At 38.4% G+C, this 14,350-nt stretch carries 14 protein-coding genes and 3 pseudogenes; 7 read left to right on the plus strand and 10 right to left on the minus strand.

What is annotated here, in order from left to right; all coding sequences use genetic code 11:
* Positions 1–37: 37 nt before the first annotated feature.
* From JMW85_RS14400 to pseI, 7 genes and pseudogenes are all read left to right on the plus strand, one after another.
* The gene (locus tag JMW85_RS14400) at positions 38–691 is read left to right on the plus strand and encodes an aldo/keto reductase (protein WP_201581773.1); all 654 of its coding nucleotides are present in this window, start codon (positions 38–40) and stop codon (positions 689–691) included.
* Entirely contained in the window at positions 616–897 is a 282-nt protein-coding gene (locus JMW85_RS14535) for an aldo/keto reductase (protein WP_201581774.1), read from the plus strand. Before JMW85_RS14400 ends, JMW85_RS14535 begins: the two co-directional genes overlap by 76 nt.
* Positions 894–2,921, plus strand: a complete 2,028-nt coding sequence (locus tag JMW85_RS06730; protein ID WP_201581270.1) for an aminotransferase class III-fold pyridoxal phosphate-dependent enzyme — start codon at positions 894–896, stop codon at positions 2,919–2,921. The genes JMW85_RS14535 and JMW85_RS06730 overlap by 4 nt, the downstream gene beginning before the upstream one ends.
* Positions 2,922–2,923: 2 nt before the next feature.
* On the plus strand, positions 2,924–3,646 hold the full coding sequence (gene pseG, locus JMW85_RS06735; protein ID WP_227681692.1) for a UDP-2,4-diacetamido-2,4,6-trideoxy-beta-L-altropyranose hydrolase: 723 nt from the start codon (positions 2,924–2,926) through the stop codon (positions 3,644–3,646).
* Positions 3,622–4,035: a glycosyltransferase gene (locus tag JMW85_RS14215; RefSeq protein WP_265090731.1), complete on the plus strand. Its 414-nt coding sequence runs from the start codon at positions 3,622–3,624 to the stop codon at positions 4,033–4,035. The genes pseG and JMW85_RS14215 overlap by 25 nt, the downstream gene beginning before the upstream one ends.
* Positions 4,028–4,543, plus strand: a complete 516-nt coding sequence (gene pseH, locus JMW85_RS06740; protein ID WP_227681694.1) for a UDP-4-amino-4,6-dideoxy-N-acetyl-beta-L-altrosamine N-acetyltransferase — start codon at positions 4,028–4,030, stop codon at positions 4,541–4,543. The genes JMW85_RS14215 and pseH overlap by 8 nt, the downstream gene beginning before the upstream one ends.
* Positions 4,544–4,559: 16 nt before the next feature.
* Positions 4,560–5,589, plus strand: a pseudogene (gene pseI, locus JMW85_RS06745) (pseudaminic acid synthase).
* Positions 5,590–5,681: 92 nt separating this feature from the next.
* On the opposite strand, the pseudogene JMW85_RS14540 reads toward pseI, so the two are convergent.
* The 10 genes and pseudogenes from JMW85_RS14540 to JMW85_RS06790 form a co-directional block, all read right to left on the minus strand.
* A pseudogene (locus JMW85_RS14540) lies at positions 5,682–6,316 on the minus strand (YrbL family protein).
* Between the two features lie 68 nt (positions 6,317–6,384).
* The gene (locus tag JMW85_RS06755; RefSeq protein ID WP_201581271.1) at positions 6,385–7,332 is read right to left on the minus strand and encodes a hypothetical protein; all 948 of its coding nucleotides are present in this window, start codon (positions 7,330–7,332) and stop codon (positions 6,385–6,387) included.
* 68 nt (positions 7,333–7,400) lie between these two features.
* The gene (locus JMW85_RS14220) at positions 7,401–7,766 is read right to left on the minus strand and encodes a hypothetical protein (protein ID WP_227681695.1); all 366 of its coding nucleotides are present in this window, start codon (positions 7,764–7,766) and stop codon (positions 7,401–7,403) included.
* A gap of 8 nt (positions 7,767–7,774) precedes the next feature.
* Entirely contained in the window at positions 7,775–8,173 is a 399-nt protein-coding gene (locus tag JMW85_RS14225; protein WP_227681697.1) for a glycosyltransferase family 25 protein, read from the minus strand.
* A 10-nt stretch (positions 8,174–8,183) separates the two neighbouring features.
* A complete protein-coding gene (locus tag JMW85_RS06765; RefSeq protein ID WP_201581272.1) occupies positions 8,184–8,948 on the minus strand; it encodes a glycosyltransferase family 25 protein in 765 nt (254 codons plus the stop codon).
* 45 nt (positions 8,949–8,993) lie between these two features.
* The gene (locus JMW85_RS06770) at positions 8,994–10,016 is read right to left on the minus strand and encodes an NAD-dependent epimerase (protein ID WP_201501355.1); all 1,023 of its coding nucleotides are present in this window, start codon (positions 10,014–10,016) and stop codon (positions 8,994–8,996) included.
* Positions 10,016–11,182, minus strand: coding sequence for a nucleotide sugar dehydrogenase (locus tag JMW85_RS06775; protein WP_201581273.1), 1,167 nt, complete (start codon positions 11,180–11,182; stop codon positions 10,016–10,018). Before JMW85_RS06775 ends, JMW85_RS06770 begins: the two co-directional genes overlap by 1 nt.
* 41 nt (positions 11,183–11,223) lie before the next feature.
* Positions 11,224–12,226, minus strand: a pseudogene (locus JMW85_RS06780) (capsular polysaccharide biosynthesis protein).
* Between the two features lie 16 nt (positions 12,227–12,242).
* Positions 12,243–12,959 (minus strand): glycosyltransferase, encoded by a 717-nt coding sequence (locus tag JMW85_RS06785; protein WP_374190038.1) that lies wholly within the window; start codon positions 12,957–12,959, stop codon positions 12,243–12,245.
* Between the two features lie 373 nt (positions 12,960–13,332).
* Positions 13,333–14,292, minus strand: coding sequence for a lysophospholipid acyltransferase family protein (locus JMW85_RS06790; protein ID WP_193011549.1), 960 nt, complete (start codon positions 14,290–14,292; stop codon positions 13,333–13,335).
* Positions 14,293–14,350 lie beyond the last annotated feature (58 nt).

The raw sequence follows: 14,350 nt of genomic DNA on the forward strand, positions 1-14,350 counted from the left end.
GGGCTTCTTATATGCTTAAAAAAATACTCGCTTAAAGATTGCTTTAGGGACAGTACAGTTCGGTCTGCCTTATGGAATATCTAATAAAAATGGGCAAGTAAGTAGTTCAGAAGTAGGTAAGATTTTAGATTCAGCGCAAGCAAAAGGTGTCCATACATTAGATACTGCAATTGCATACGGTAGTAGCGAAAAAGTGCTGGGTGAGCATAACCTTGGCAGTTTTGATATCGTTACTAAATTGCCTTCTATTCCAGAAGATATCTTAGATATCACAGGCTGGGTTGAAGAGCAAATGACAAGCTCTTTGAATAGGTTAAAAACATCTAAAGTAAATGCTGTACTTCTTCATCGCCCTGAGCAACTCCACTCAGAAATTGGGGCGAAAATATATGCTGCTCTGAATTCCTTAAAGAGTGGAGGTTTAACAGAGCGTATAGGAATTTCAACTTACTCTCCTAATGAATTTATAAACCTTAGTAGAAATTTTCACTTTGACTTAATTCAAGTTCCATTTAATGTTTTAGATACAAGATTGCAAGACTCAGGTGCTTTCGATGCATTAACAGCTCAAGATACAAGCTTGCATGTAAGGTCTATTTTTCTTCAGGGCTTACTATTGATGGAAAAAAAGAACGATCTAGTAAATTTAATCAGTGGTCACGGCTTTGGACAAAGTGGGAAGAATGGTTAAAGGAAAATAATCTAACCCCTTTAGAAGCATGTATACGTCATGCTTTATCTATGCCTCAGATTGAAAAGGTTGTGGTAGGCGTAGATAGTGCCAATCAGTTGCAAGAAATTATAACGGCAGCTGAAGGTAACTTACCTATGCTACCTTCAAGTCTCTTTTGTCATGATGAAAAATTATTAAGCCCCCATTTATGGAGTCAACTATGAAAACTGTCGCTATCGTTCAGGCCAGGATGGGGTCAACAAGACTTCCCAATAAAGTAATGAAAGAAATTAATGGAACCCCTATGATAGAGGTTTTGTTAAAACGCTTGGCTAAATCCGAACAGATTGATCAGATAATTGTAGCTACATCAGTTGATGCGAAAAACGATTTATTAGTAAGACATGTAGAAAGTTTAGGTTATGTCTGTGAAAGAGGTAGTGAGAACGATGTTTTAGAACGCTATTATCAAGCTGCTAAAGCTCATAATGCTGATATAGTTATACGGATAACGGGAGACTGTCCACTTGTCGATGCTAATCTAGTAGATATTGCCATTAATGATTTTAAAGATCATGGAGTTGACTATCTAAGCAATACTAGTCCAGCGACCTATCCAGATGGTCTAGATATTGAAGTGTTCACTATGAGAGTATTAGAGCGTGCACTAACAGAGACTACATCTTTATTCGATCAAGAGCATGTTACGCCATATATCAGAAATAGCGGTAAATTTAAGACTCATTCGATTAGCTATACTGAGGATCTGTCGGACTTGCGATGGACCGTTGATGAGCCTGTCGATTTTGAGGTGATTTCTAACATTTTTGACCATTTTTCACCTAATATATACTTCAGTTGGTATGAGGTTTATGAGTTGCAAAAACAGAAACCTATGTTATTTGATAATAATAGAAATATTAAACGTAATGAAGGAGCTAATATGGGCACAGGTCAAAAACTTTGGAAAAGGGCTAAGTCAGTCATTCCTGGCGGGAACATGCTGCTTTCTAAGCGTGCAGAAATGTTTTTACCAGAGCATTGGCCTGCATACTTTAGTAAAGCGAAAGGTTGCCAAGTTTGGGATTTAGATGGTAACCAATTTACTGATATGTGTATTATGGGCATAGGAACTAATACACTAGGTTATGGCAACGAAGAAGTAGATGATGCAGTTCGCTCTGTAATTGATCAAGGTAACATGTCAACATTGAATGCTCCTGAGGAGGTTTACCTAGCTGAGAAGCTAATTGAGCTACATCCTTGGGCGGATATGGTGCGTTTTGCTCGTACAGGCGGAGAGGCGAATGCGATTGCAATACGTATTGCGAGAGCAGCGTCAGGTAAAGAAAAGGTAGCTGTCTGTGGTTATCACGGTTGGCATGACTGGTATTTATCAGCAAACCTTGGAGATTCAGAAAACTTAGCAGGTCACTTATTACCTGGTCTGAGTCCGAAAGGTGTACCTCAAAATCTTAGAGGTACAGTATTTCCCTTTAATTACAATAATTTTGAAGAGCTAGAAGCACTAGTCAATAAACATGACATTGGCGTTATAAAAATGGAAGTGGTACGTAATATGGGGCCTGAGAATAATTTTTTACATAAGGTTCGTAAGCTTGCTACTGACAAGAATATAGTGCTTATATTTGATGAGTGTACATCAGGATTCCGTGAGACCTTTGGTGGGATTCATAAGAAGTATGGTGTTGAGCCTGATATGGCAATGTTTGGTAAGGCTTTAGGGAATGGCTATGCTGTGACTGCCACGATTGGAAAAAGAGAAGTTATGGAGGCAGCACAGTCGTCATTTATAAGTAGCACATTCTGGACTGAACGTATAGGCTCTGTAGCTGGGCTAAAAACGTTAGAGGTTATGGAGAAGCTTCAATCATGGGATACCATCACTCAAACGGGTCTTAATATTAAAAACAGCTGGCAAAAACTGGCTGATAAGTATGAGCTAGAGATTAGTCAATTTGGACTTCCGGCCTTAACAGGATTTTCGTTTGCTAGTGAAAAGAACTTATATTACAAAACCTTAGTTACTCAAGAGATGTTAAAGAAAGGCTATCTAGCTAGTAATGTTGTGTATGTATGTACCGAACATACAAAACCTATTGTTGAAGGTTATATGGAGGCTCTTGATCCTATATTTTCTTTGATAAAAGAGTGTGAACAAGGACGGTCTGTAGAGGGTTTATTAAATGGCCCCGTATGCCACAGTGGTTTTAAAAGATTAAATTAAATATGAATATAGTCTTCCGCTGTGACGCCTCTATTCAAATAGGTACTGGCCACGTTATGCGTTGCTTAACCCTTGCTGATGAGTTAGCGCATCAGGGTGCTAAGTGCCATTTTATATGTCGTGAGCATGAGGGTCACCTGATAAAGCTTATCGCTCAAAAAGGTTATGACACTTATAAGCTTGAGGTAGAAAGTCAGGATATCTTTAATAAAAAAAACGATAACGAGCCGGTGCTATTCCACTCTAAATGGTTAGGATCTACTCAAGAGGAAGATGCCAGGCAAACCAAAGAGATCATTAAAACATTACAACCGGAATGGCTGGTTATTGACCACTACGCCCTAGATAGTTATTGGGAGAAAAAGCTTAGACCTCATTACAATAATATTCTAGTGATTGACGATTTGGCAGATAGAAAGCATGATTGCGAAGTATTAATTGATCAAACATTTGGTCGTGATGAGCAAGACTATCATAACTTAGCTCCTAATCACTGCGAAATTTTATGTGGAACTACCTATGCGCTACTACGCCCAGAGTTTTCTAAATGGCGTCAGTATAGTTTAGAGCGTAGAAAAGATAATAGTTTACAACACGTCTTAATCAACTTAGGTGGTGTAGATAAGGATAATATAACCTCACATATATTGGAATTATTGAAAAAGCACCTTTACCTAAATCATGTAAAGTTACGGTGGTTATGGGCTCTACCTCTCCATGGTTAGATGCTGTGACAACTAAAGCTAATCAACTGCCTTGGTATACTGAAGTTAAAACTGGCGTTTCTAATATGGCTGAGCTCATGGCTAACAGCGACTTAGCCATTGGTGCTGCTGGATCAACATCCTGGGAGAGATGCTGCTTAGGCTTACCTACTATTATGTTAGTTATCGCGGATAATCAAATGGATATTGCAAATAATTTACGCTCTATAAATGCAGTAAAAATTGTGTTAAACGATCATAACCTTGCTCAAGTTATCAATGAATATCTATGTGAGTTTATAAAAACGCCAGATAAACTAAAAGCAATGAGTCAGTCTAGCGCAGATGTGCTAGATGGTAGGGGTGTATATACGGTTATAGAACAGATTAAGAGCTTCCATAATGAATAAATCTCAGTTGAAACTACGGCCTATGCAGTCGTCTGACCTAGCATTGGTGATTAGTTGGAGAAACCATATTGATATTCGTAGATATATGTATACCCAGCATGAGATTTCCTTAACTGAGCACACAAATTGGTTTAATAAGGTTTCTAAAGATAGTAGCTATAGCCTTTTAATCTTTGAATTAGATAATGAACCTCTAGGTTTTGTAAATATTCATCGAATCGCTCAACGTGGTATTGCCGATTGGGGATTCTATACTTCACCAGATGCTCCCAAAGGAACAGGGTCGAAGCTTGGTGCACAAGCTTTAGACTATGCTTTTAATATATTACGTCTTCATAAGCTCTGTGGACAAGCCTTAGACTTTAATGAAGCTTCTAGGAAATTTCATAAACGATTAGGTTTTAAAGAAGAGGGTATCCTAGAGCAACATCACTTCGATGGTAAAAAATATTATGATGTTATTTGCTTTGGTTTACTTGCCCACGAGTATTATCTAATAATTAATTAATAATGAGAATTAAATTATGTCTAATATCCCTAGTATAAATATTGCAGGACGTAGGATCGCAACTGATGCTGCCCCTTATATCATTGCAGAGCTCTCTGCTAATCATAATGGCAGCTTTGATACTGCTTTAGAAATTATCAATCAGGCCAAAACCTCAGGTGCTGATGCGATAAAATTACAAACTTATACTGCTGACACCATCACATTAGACAGTGATTCTGAAGATTTCAAAATTCATGGTGGGTTATGGGACGGCGAGACTCTATATAGCCTTTATGAGAAAGCTCATATGCCATGGGAATGGCATAAGCCTTTATTTGAATATGCTCGTGAATTAGATATTACTATGTTTAGCTCGCCTTTTGATAATACAGCTGTAGATCTGTTAGAAGACTTGAATGCTCCAGCATATAAAATTGCCTCTTTTGAAGCTATTGACTTACCCTTAATTCGATATGTGGCAAGTACTGGTAAACCAATGATTATATCGACTGGTATGGCCGATGACAAAGAGATACAAGAAGCAATTGATGCCGCACGATCGGGGGCTGTAAAGAATTGGCTATCTTACACTGTGTTAGTGGTTATCCTGCTCCCGCGGGAGATATCTGCGTACTCTCTTAGACATGAGAGAGCGTTTCGGGTTAGTAACGGGTTTGTCCGATCACACCATTGACAACACAACGGCAATTACTAGTGTGGCGTTAGGTGCTTCAATTATTGAAAAGCATTTTACTTTAGATCGTAACGGCGGTGGTCCTGACGATAGTTTCTCACTTGAGCCTGAGGATTTAGTTGCTTTATGTCGTGATAGTAAAACAGCTTGGCAAGCATTTGGTTCAGTCAACTATGGCCGTAAACGTAGTGAGCAAGCAAACGTGAAATTCCGTCGCTCATTGTACTTTGTAAAAGATTTAAAAGCGGGTGATATCATTACTGAAGATGCTATACGCAGTGTACGCCCTGGTTTCGGTCTTGCTCCTAAGTTCTATGATAAGATTGTTGGGAAGGTGGTTATAGAGGATATAAGGAAGAACACCTGTTAGTTTGACAAGCTTTCGATAACTAATATGTAAATATATTAAGAATGAGCTTTTATCTTAATTATTTGGATTTACTTAATAGAGCTTTTCTTCTATTAGAGAAATGGATCATTATAAAATGGGATTTTAGACTTTATTTTACGCTCGACTTTTCTAACATTTCTAGTGTTAATAGTTTTACTCATAGATCTAAAGGGTATTATTAGCTTATCTCCAATACCATCAATGAGAACGAACTCAGGCCTACCTCTTCTATTTTCAGTGTACATTATGCCAGCAATATTAACTTCTCCAAAAACGATATGAAGATGACAACATTCATCAAAAAATTGATCCAAGGCTTTGGCATGTTTTGATGTAAACTCATCATGGCTAGATAAGTAGGATAAAGTCTTAGGAGAGCCTGATGGACTGATAATTTTTTCTGTTACTAGGCCTAACCCCAGTCTGTACCTACAAAGCCATGTACAGTCTCAATGGGGAAGGTGTAGTTTTTCTCATAAAAATTGGTTTTGCATAGTTGCAAATATTGGATTAATTCTCTACGGAACTGTCTGTAAATGCCCTGTGATCTATGTGCTCGTAAGTAGTGTTGACCAACTCTAGCACCATCTGCGGTGGCGTTCTCGGGTCTCATTATCTTAATTACTTTATCAGGACTTTCAATATGTTCAAAGACAAGTTTTTGAGTTCCTTTGCCTAAAAGATTTAAGTCTTTAATAGAATACATATGTCCAATTCCTTTTAGTCACTTAAAAGCTTCTAATAAATAAGAAGGTGAGCTGCCCCAATAGTACTCTACACATTCAAGCTGTGGGGTGGAGATGCTTTCATCAAACTCAAAAACATGGTTTTGATATGTTCAATATCATTTAAGTGTGTATTTAAATCATCTCCTTGCCGTTGACTCAGCTCTTTTTTAGCTTCATCTTCCTGCCCTAGAATAGGTAAGTATTCTAGTTTGCTACCATTCCAGATTTGAATAGGCCTATTTAATGATACAGAGTAGCCAACATGAGTGCCTACAGAATTAGTTAACACAGCATCCGAAATTAGCAGTATGGTTTTTAATCTCGAAAGAAAGTTAGCATCATAAGAATGCCCAGCAGTTACAATTCTAAAGCCTGATAGCTCATATTCCTTATGGTTATTCAATTCAATATCTTTCCAGTACATGCAGACTAAGATTGAGTTAAAACGATATTTTTCCTTAAAAATTTCAATGTACTTAATGAACTCTGTAATATTGTGATTAGCATATACACTATCAATAGAATGGGAAGGGAAAACAACCAAAGTTTTTCCCAATTTATCTTTCTCTGACAGTAGCTTTTCAGAGTCATAGAGAGACTTTGTATAGTTAATGTAGGGACCAACAGCAATGATATTTTGCTCTGTCTTAGCGCCAATAAATTTTTTTCTATACTCTGAAAAAGTAATGATATTCTTAAATCGACTTTTAAGATGGCGTGAGGGAACAAGACTACCAATATACAAGCCATGTTCAATTGTAGTCTCACTAAAATCTAAATGTGGGAAACTAGCTTGGATGACACTTCCATTTCCATATAAATTATTTTCTTTATGGGGTACAAAAGGATAGAAGTCTAAGGGTTTCATTAGCTCCGTATAATCAAAAATACTAAGTCCCGATCGGGAGTTAATATCTTTTATAGATTGCCAACCACCGCGAAAGCCATATTTAACTTTTTTTAGATTTTCTATAGAGCTGTTTATAATTGACATATATTACCCTGTAAGACAGTAAATGAGTTCAAGCTGTAAATTTATATGCATTATTTAAAGGTATGAAATTATTTAAAAGCTATCTCTTTAGCTAATAATGCTTTTTTCGTTTGCTGAGCAACTCTCTTTAACTCCCTACGTACTTTATTGAACCCTGTTGTTTTATTAGCTTTCATTCTATCTTTACGTTCATTGATGAGTAAGCTTGGTAATAATAAGTCTGCTTCTGGGCCAGCTAAAATTATCTCCTGTATGCACAAAGCGGGCTTCATTTGGTATATCGGCTCATCATAATTTAGTATAAACTCTTCGAAAATTAGTTCATCTAAGGGGCGTAAAATTGTTTTATTTATATAATTAAAAAAAGTGTGAGATCCTTTCAGAGAGAGTATATAGCCACCAGTACCTAAGTGTTTACTTTTTAATTGGTGCAACTGTCTTGTTACTCCCTGTATGTTATAAGATTTCTTAGCATAGATAATTTTTTAAGAACAGTTTCAATCTTAATAATATTCCACTCAGACTTAATCCAAGTAGATCTGTTCAGTAATTCTTCAGCGTCTTCACCTAGATAGATATCATCTTCAAAGATAGTAACGTAAGGGATGTTTTCGTCAATCGTCTTTTTCCAGATAGCTACATGACTCATCATACAAGCTAGTTCACCTGGAGTTAACTTAGCATCTTTAAGGTTTAAACCTAAATTGTTGGCAAAATCTTTGGCTGTATCTGGAGTTAACGCATCAAAGAACTCAAAATCTACTTTATATTTACCAAACTCTTCGTTTATATGCTTTCTGCGCTCTACCGCAGATTCTAAACTTATTACGATATTTTTCATAAAATATAAACTACTTGTTTAGGTATAAGTTGGCAACAGCTGTGGTTTTATTTTGCCACATTCTTTTCTGTTTTTTTATATTATAGGACAAGTCTCGATTTTCTTTGTCTTTGCGTTTTATGTTTTGCGAAGCTTCGGTTCCTAAGATATCGCTGTCAAGTCCCAAGGGCTGTACCAATGCAGGCCAAACCCCCAAACCTTTCCCATTGTCACTCAGCCATTGTTGGAAAAATATATCAACGGGCATAGAGATGGGTTTGGCGGCTGCTATAAATGCTTCAGCACCCTTACGTGACCAAATGAGGCCAAGACCACGAATAGGGAAATAATAGGCGTGCCATAATGTATGTTTATCAAAGCTAACGATATCCCGAGCAAGCTTTTTCTTTTTTGCTGCAAGATTTATCAAGTACCAGTCCAACGTTGGATGAGCATATAAAAACGCTAGGGTTTCATTGACTATTGTCTTGAAGCTGGTAGACAAGGTCATATCATCTTCTAGTACCACCAAAAAGTCAGCATCCGTCTGCAAAAATTGTTCAGCGCAGTTGTAATGACTTAGATAGCAGCCGATTTCGGAACTTAATAAGCCACGTCCTAGATTTTTTCTGACTTGAAAATCATCATAATCTACAAAATCAGACAGCTCTTTGCCGCGACCATCATAGGCAGGTATCCTCTCAAACGGCCAGCCTATCTGCTCTAACTGCTGAGTTGCGCTCTCTAGACGCGTATCGCTTCCATCTAAATTAATCAAATATGTCAATGTCTTCATAGGTTGACTCTTCCTTGCTATATCTATTCTACGACTTATCGAGTTTTATGCTTGCTGTGATTCTTTTGGTTCTTCTAAATAATAGGCTCTGTACCAATTTACAAATTTCAAGATGCCATCTTCGATACTGGTTTCGGGTCTAAAGCCAATGTCGGCTGTTAGCTCGTCTATGTCGGCATAAGTCGCTGGGACGTCACCTGGCTGCATGGGCAACAAGTTTTCTTTTGCTTTTTTACCGCATGCACTTTCAATCGCAGTAATAAAGCGTCGCAGCGTTACGGGTTGGTTATTACCGATATTATAGATTTGGTAAGGCGCTATCGCTGTGGTCGCAAAAGATTGTTGTGGTTCTGGAATTTTATCAATAATACGAGTGATGCCTTCGACAATATCATCAATGTAGGTGAAATCACGTTGCATCTCACCATTGTTATAGACATCTATCTGCTCGCCTGCTAATATTTTTTTGGTGAATGAAAAGTAGGCCATATCAGGGCGACCATAAGGGCCATAGACCGTAAAAAATCGCAACCCTGTCGTGGGGATGTTGTATAAATGACTATAAGTATGTGCCATTAATTCGTTAGATTTTTTGGTCGCAGCATATAAGCTGATGGGATAATCTACACGATCTCCAGTGCTAAAAGGCTGTTTGATATTCATACCGTATACAGAGCTAGAGCTGGCGTATACCAAATGTTTTACCTGAGTATGTCGACAGCCTTCAAGGACGTTCAAAAATCCAACCACATTGGAGTCAATATATTCGTGAGGCTTTTCAATAGAATAGCGTACGCCCGCTTGAGCGCCGAGATTGATCACAATATCAAAGCTATGTTCTGCAAACAAATGGACCATGGCTTCACGGTCAGCCAGATCTAAGGTGATAAATCTAAAACTATCTTTATTTGAATATTCGCTTAGTATTTTGAGGCGGTCTTTTTTTAACGCAACCTCATAGTAAGCGTTTAGATTGTCAATACCGACGATAAAGTGATTATCGCTTAGTAATGCTCTAATTAAATGAAAGCCAATAAAACCTGCAGCACCAGTCACTAAAATTTTCATTAATCGCTCCCAAATAAATCTCTAGTAAACACTTTATGCGACACGTCTTGTATGTCTGCAGATAAGCGGTTTGCCACGATAATATCGCTCATGGCTTTGAATGCGTCCAAATCCTTAATGACTTTTGAGTTAAAAAACTCTTCTTCTTTTAACACGGGTTCATAGACAACCACTTCGATACCTTTTGCTTTGATACGCTTCATAATGCCTTGAATAGCAGACGCTCTGAAATTGTCCGAACCACTTTTCATCACTAGCCGATGGATACCAACGACTTTTGGTTGCTTTTCAATGATTTTATCAGCAATAAAATCTTTACGAGTACTATTAGAGTCAACGATGGCTCTGATAAGGTTGCTCGGAACTTCATCATAATTTGCCAATAGCTGTTTGGTGTCTTTAGGCAAACAATAGCCACCATAGCCAAACGATGGATTGTTGTAATGATTGCCGATACGCGGGTCTAATCCTACGCCTTCAATAATTTGCTTGGTATCTAACCCAAAAGTCTGGGCATACGTATCCAGCTCATTAAAATAGGCAACACGCATCGCTAAATAAGTATTAGAAAATAATTTAATGGCCTCAGCTTCAGTAGATTCAGTAAATAGCTGAGGAACATCTTTCTTTATCGCACCTTCCAAAAGCAAATCTGCAAATTGTCTAGCTCGTTCCGACTGCTCACCGACAATAATTCTCGAAGGGTAAAGATTGTCGTATAGCGCTTTGCCTTCGCGTAAAAATTCAGGCGAAAAAATGATATTATCTGTCAAAAATCGTTTTCTAATGTCATTGGTATAGCCGACGGGCACTGTTGATTTTATAACGATTAGCGCATTTTTATTAACACTCAGGACCTCTTCAATGACGCTTTCAACACTTTGGGTATTAAAATAGTTGGTCTTTGAGTCGTAATCCGTAGGGGTAGCAACAATAATAAAATCTGCGTCTTTGTAAGCGGCTTTGGCATCTAAAGTGGCTGTGAAATCGATGGGTTTGTTGAGTAAAAAATCTTCAATATCTGGATCTACAATAGGAGATTGCTTGGCATTCAACCTCTCGACTCTTTTTGCTATGACATCGACAGCGATTACTTTATTGTGCTGGGCAAGTAACATAGCATTGGATAAGCCGACATAGCCTGTACCTACTACTGTTATTTTCATAAAAATTCCAAGGTTATATTTTTATTATTATAAGATTGATTTTATTTAGTGGGATTTAGCAATAACGATGATGGCAGATGCTGGGAAAACTTCTGAATCATCGCCTCGGTAATATTGTTACGGGAGTCAGAGTCCAGCAAGTCTAAGCTTTGTATGCAGCCATATTTGACAGATTTTTTTTTGCAAACCTGCTAAAAAATCCTCAACACCATTTTCATTTTTTAGATAGTTGATCGCTACGGGCGGCTTTAGACAAGCTTGTCCTTGTTGAATCTTTAGGTGATTCATTAAGGTAATGGGATTTACCTGAGCCACATCTCTAAATTTATATTGAATTTGCTCAATCAATAGCTGAGGGTGATGCAAAAGATAGTTTTTTAAAATATTCTTATCGACAATATGGGGATAGTGGTGCACTTCAAAAAACTGATTCATCCCCAAGATTTTAGCGCTGAGCATTTGAGCAATTGTATGTTTGGGTTGAACTTTTTTGCCCGATAGTTTTTGTAGAGACTTTCGATATTGAAGTTTGGCTTGTAGAATGGCATTCTTGCGCCAATGACCATGAATGATAATCGTGTCGTCATCTAAAAAATCTGTAATAACAGCAGGTTGGTTGAAGAAAAAATCATCATTCATGTATATAAAATAATCAGACAGATCTGAGATATTCCATAGCATGCTTTCAATAGACCGCGTGTTAAAAGTAGGTAAAAACTGCTCATAGCCCGCAAAGAGGTCTTTATGATCGATGATACGTATCTTGTCTTTTGCACAAATATTCTGTTCAGCAAATGCTTCAATCAGTGCCGGTTGCTGTTGGTCGGTGACGATATAGATATGTCGACAGAAAGGTACGTATTTTATGATGGAGGCAATATTGTAATATATTTCATCGTTACTGGCGAAACGTGTTGAACTGATAGCATCAGATGCCGCGCTGGTTGTTTTTTGATAACGCGCTCTTTTTTGTTTAAGCAGTGGCTCATCACCATCTACCCAAGCAATCACAATATCTATTTGCTTTTCATCATCTGCTTTCATGGTATTTCCTATGGGTTTATCGCCAATAATCTTTTAGCCAAGGGCTTGGCTTAACATGACGATACCACTTGCCGCCGCTACCATTGATGGCATCTGGCGGATTAATCTCACCATGAAAGATGACAATCTTTGCGCCATCCGGCAGAGTAGGTGCGCGCACAAAGTTAAAGGGAATAGGGGCGATGCATTGGTACTTGAAGCTGACACACCACGTTTTATCCCAATACTCCAAATGATGATGCTCACGTAAATAGTTAGACAGATAAGCCTGCTCATGGCGCACTTGGGTACGAATGGTGGCAAAGTTACGCTCAAAGTTTGCGAGCAAATCAGGATAGGTGTTCATGCCAATATTGAAACGATAAACAGAGCTATTACCAATCATTCGCCACGGTTTTTTCCAATCACGGATAATCACCACGCTGTCTTTGTGCTGAGCTTGATAGGTAAAAAAGGCATCTATGTTGTCAACAATAACAATGTCGATATCTAAAAATAAAGCCACACCCTTGAGACCATATAGTTCAGGTTTGAAAGTCGTGAGTTTTTTCCAACCACGCTCAGGTCCAGTAGGCAAATCCATCTCTGGAATAGGGTGGCAAGTCACAGCAGGGTCGATACCGCTGCTATCATCAGTGAGGCAGATCATTTGGAAGTCTAAAGTCAAATGGCGACTGACCATATTATAAAGACGGTTGACGTACTCAGCGCCGTATTTGTCACCCCATTTCATACAGATAACATAACGCTGCTCAGCAGTGCTACTGCGTGCATGCGTGTGGTCTGTCGATGAAGTATTGGTTACGTCAGTTGCCATAATGCACTCATATTAATATAAATAAAAAATATTTAGGGCGTGTTCTCATTTTTAACATAGTGATGAAAATGAGATAAATTGTCGCCAAACAAGAAAATAGCGCAGACAATATGGAGCTATTGACTGACTATTTGACGCTGTTTGGCAAAATTTAGCCATCTTTAATCCATTTATAGGACGATCGATTGAAATGAGAACACGCCTTAGTAACGTTTAAAGGTACAAAAGTCAGCCAATACTATCACAGCTAGGATTCACGATATCTCTAAACGTTTGGCTAATTGTAAGGTTATTGCTCATTGTCAGCGCGCGTGGTTGTATCATGAACGTTTTGATCAGCCCGCTTGTTGTCAAGAATGAATTTGGCCAAAGTTTCTTCATCAACGTTGTAAGGATTTCCTAATGTGGGAATGTGTTTGAAACGTCGATAGCCCCACATATAGTGACTACATTTTTCTTCAATCATCTGTTGCATGGCTTGGTTAAGTGCATAAGCGGCGGTCTCGGCATGACGATCATAAAGTGCTGGATCATCGAGCTTATAACAATAGATGTCAAATCCACGACCATCGTCACGGCGAATACAAGATAAGCCGACCAAGGCACATCTGGTTTTACTAGCAAGTTTAGAAGCAAGCGTACTGGTTAGCGTTTTAATACCAAAAAAGGGCACAACCACGCCGCCCGAAGGGTCGGGAACATGATCGGGTAAGACGATACTAAAGCCACCTTGTTTAAGTGTTTTAAATATGGCTTTGACACCGCTACCATCGGTTGGCACTAAGGTCGCATTAAGCCTTGAACGCCCTTGTAGCACAAAGTTGTTGGTAATGTCACCTTTAACAGGTTTGTACATAATGGTTGGGGAACCAAATTGATTGAGCCAAGCGTTCATCATCTCCCATGTACCGAGATGCGGCACGATAGCGAGCATGCCGTTGGCACTCGCAAGTCCTTCTAATAAAATTTCTTTATTATGAACGTCGCGAATCTGAGCAATACTCCACTCAGGTGGCATGGCCCAGCTTTTGATCGATTCAATACTGGTCAAACACTGGTGATAAATAATCTCTTTGGTTACTACTTGTTTTTGCACATCAGTCAGCTTAGGCGCAATTAACGTCATATTGATACTGACTGTACGCATGATACTCAAATTGGGTATCTTAATAATCACCCACGCAACAAAACGTGCCAGTATCTGCAAAACAGACAATGGCACGATTTTAAAAATGTAATACGGATTCATAACCATTCACATAGTGATGAATCACGTAATAAGTACTGAAAAAAAAATCCGGACATCG

This window comes from Psychrobacter glacincola (assembly GCF_904846075.1).
Taxonomy (GTDB): Bacteria; Pseudomonadota; Gammaproteobacteria; order Pseudomonadales; family Moraxellaceae; genus Psychrobacter; species Psychrobacter glacincola_C.

Coding starts and splice junctions, on each gene's coding strand:
- JMW85_RS06730 (WP_201581270.1), top strand. CDS start 894: ATGAAAACTGTCGCTATCGTTCAGGCCAGGATGGGGTCAACAAGACTT.
- pseG (WP_227681692.1), top strand. CDS start 2,924: ATGAATATAGTCTTCCGCTGTGACGCCTCTATTCAAATAGGTACTGGC.
- JMW85_RS14215 (WP_265090731.1), top strand. CDS start 3,622: ATGGGCTCTACCTCTCCATGGTTAGATGCTGTGACAACTAAAGCTAAT.
- pseH (WP_227681694.1), top strand. CDS start 4,028: ATGAATAAATCTCAGTTGAAACTACGGCCTATGCAGTCGTCTGACCTA.
- JMW85_RS06755 (WP_201581271.1), bottom strand. CDS start 7,332: ATGTCAATTATAAACAGCTCTATAGAAAATCTAAAAAAAGTTAAATAT.
- JMW85_RS14225 (WP_227681697.1), bottom strand. CDS start 8,173: ATGAAAAATATCGTAATAAGTTTAGAATCTGCGGTAGAGCGCAGAAAG.
- JMW85_RS06765 (WP_201581272.1), bottom strand. CDS start 8,948: ATGAAGACATTGACATATTTGATTAATTTAGATGGAAGCGATACGCGT.
- JMW85_RS06770 (WP_201501355.1), bottom strand. CDS start 10,016: ATGAAAATTTTAGTGACTGGTGCTGCAGGTTTTATTGGCTTTCATTTA.
- JMW85_RS06775 (WP_201581273.1), bottom strand. CDS start 11,182: ATGAAAATAACAGTAGTAGGTACAGGCTATGTCGGCTTATCCAATGCT.
- JMW85_RS06785 (WP_374190038.1), bottom strand. CDS start 12,959: ATGAAATGGGGTGACAAATACGGCGCTGAGTACGTCAACCGTCTTTAT.
- JMW85_RS06790 (WP_193011549.1), bottom strand. CDS start 14,292: ATGAATCCGTATTACATTTTTAAAATCGTGCCATTGTCTGTTTTGCAG.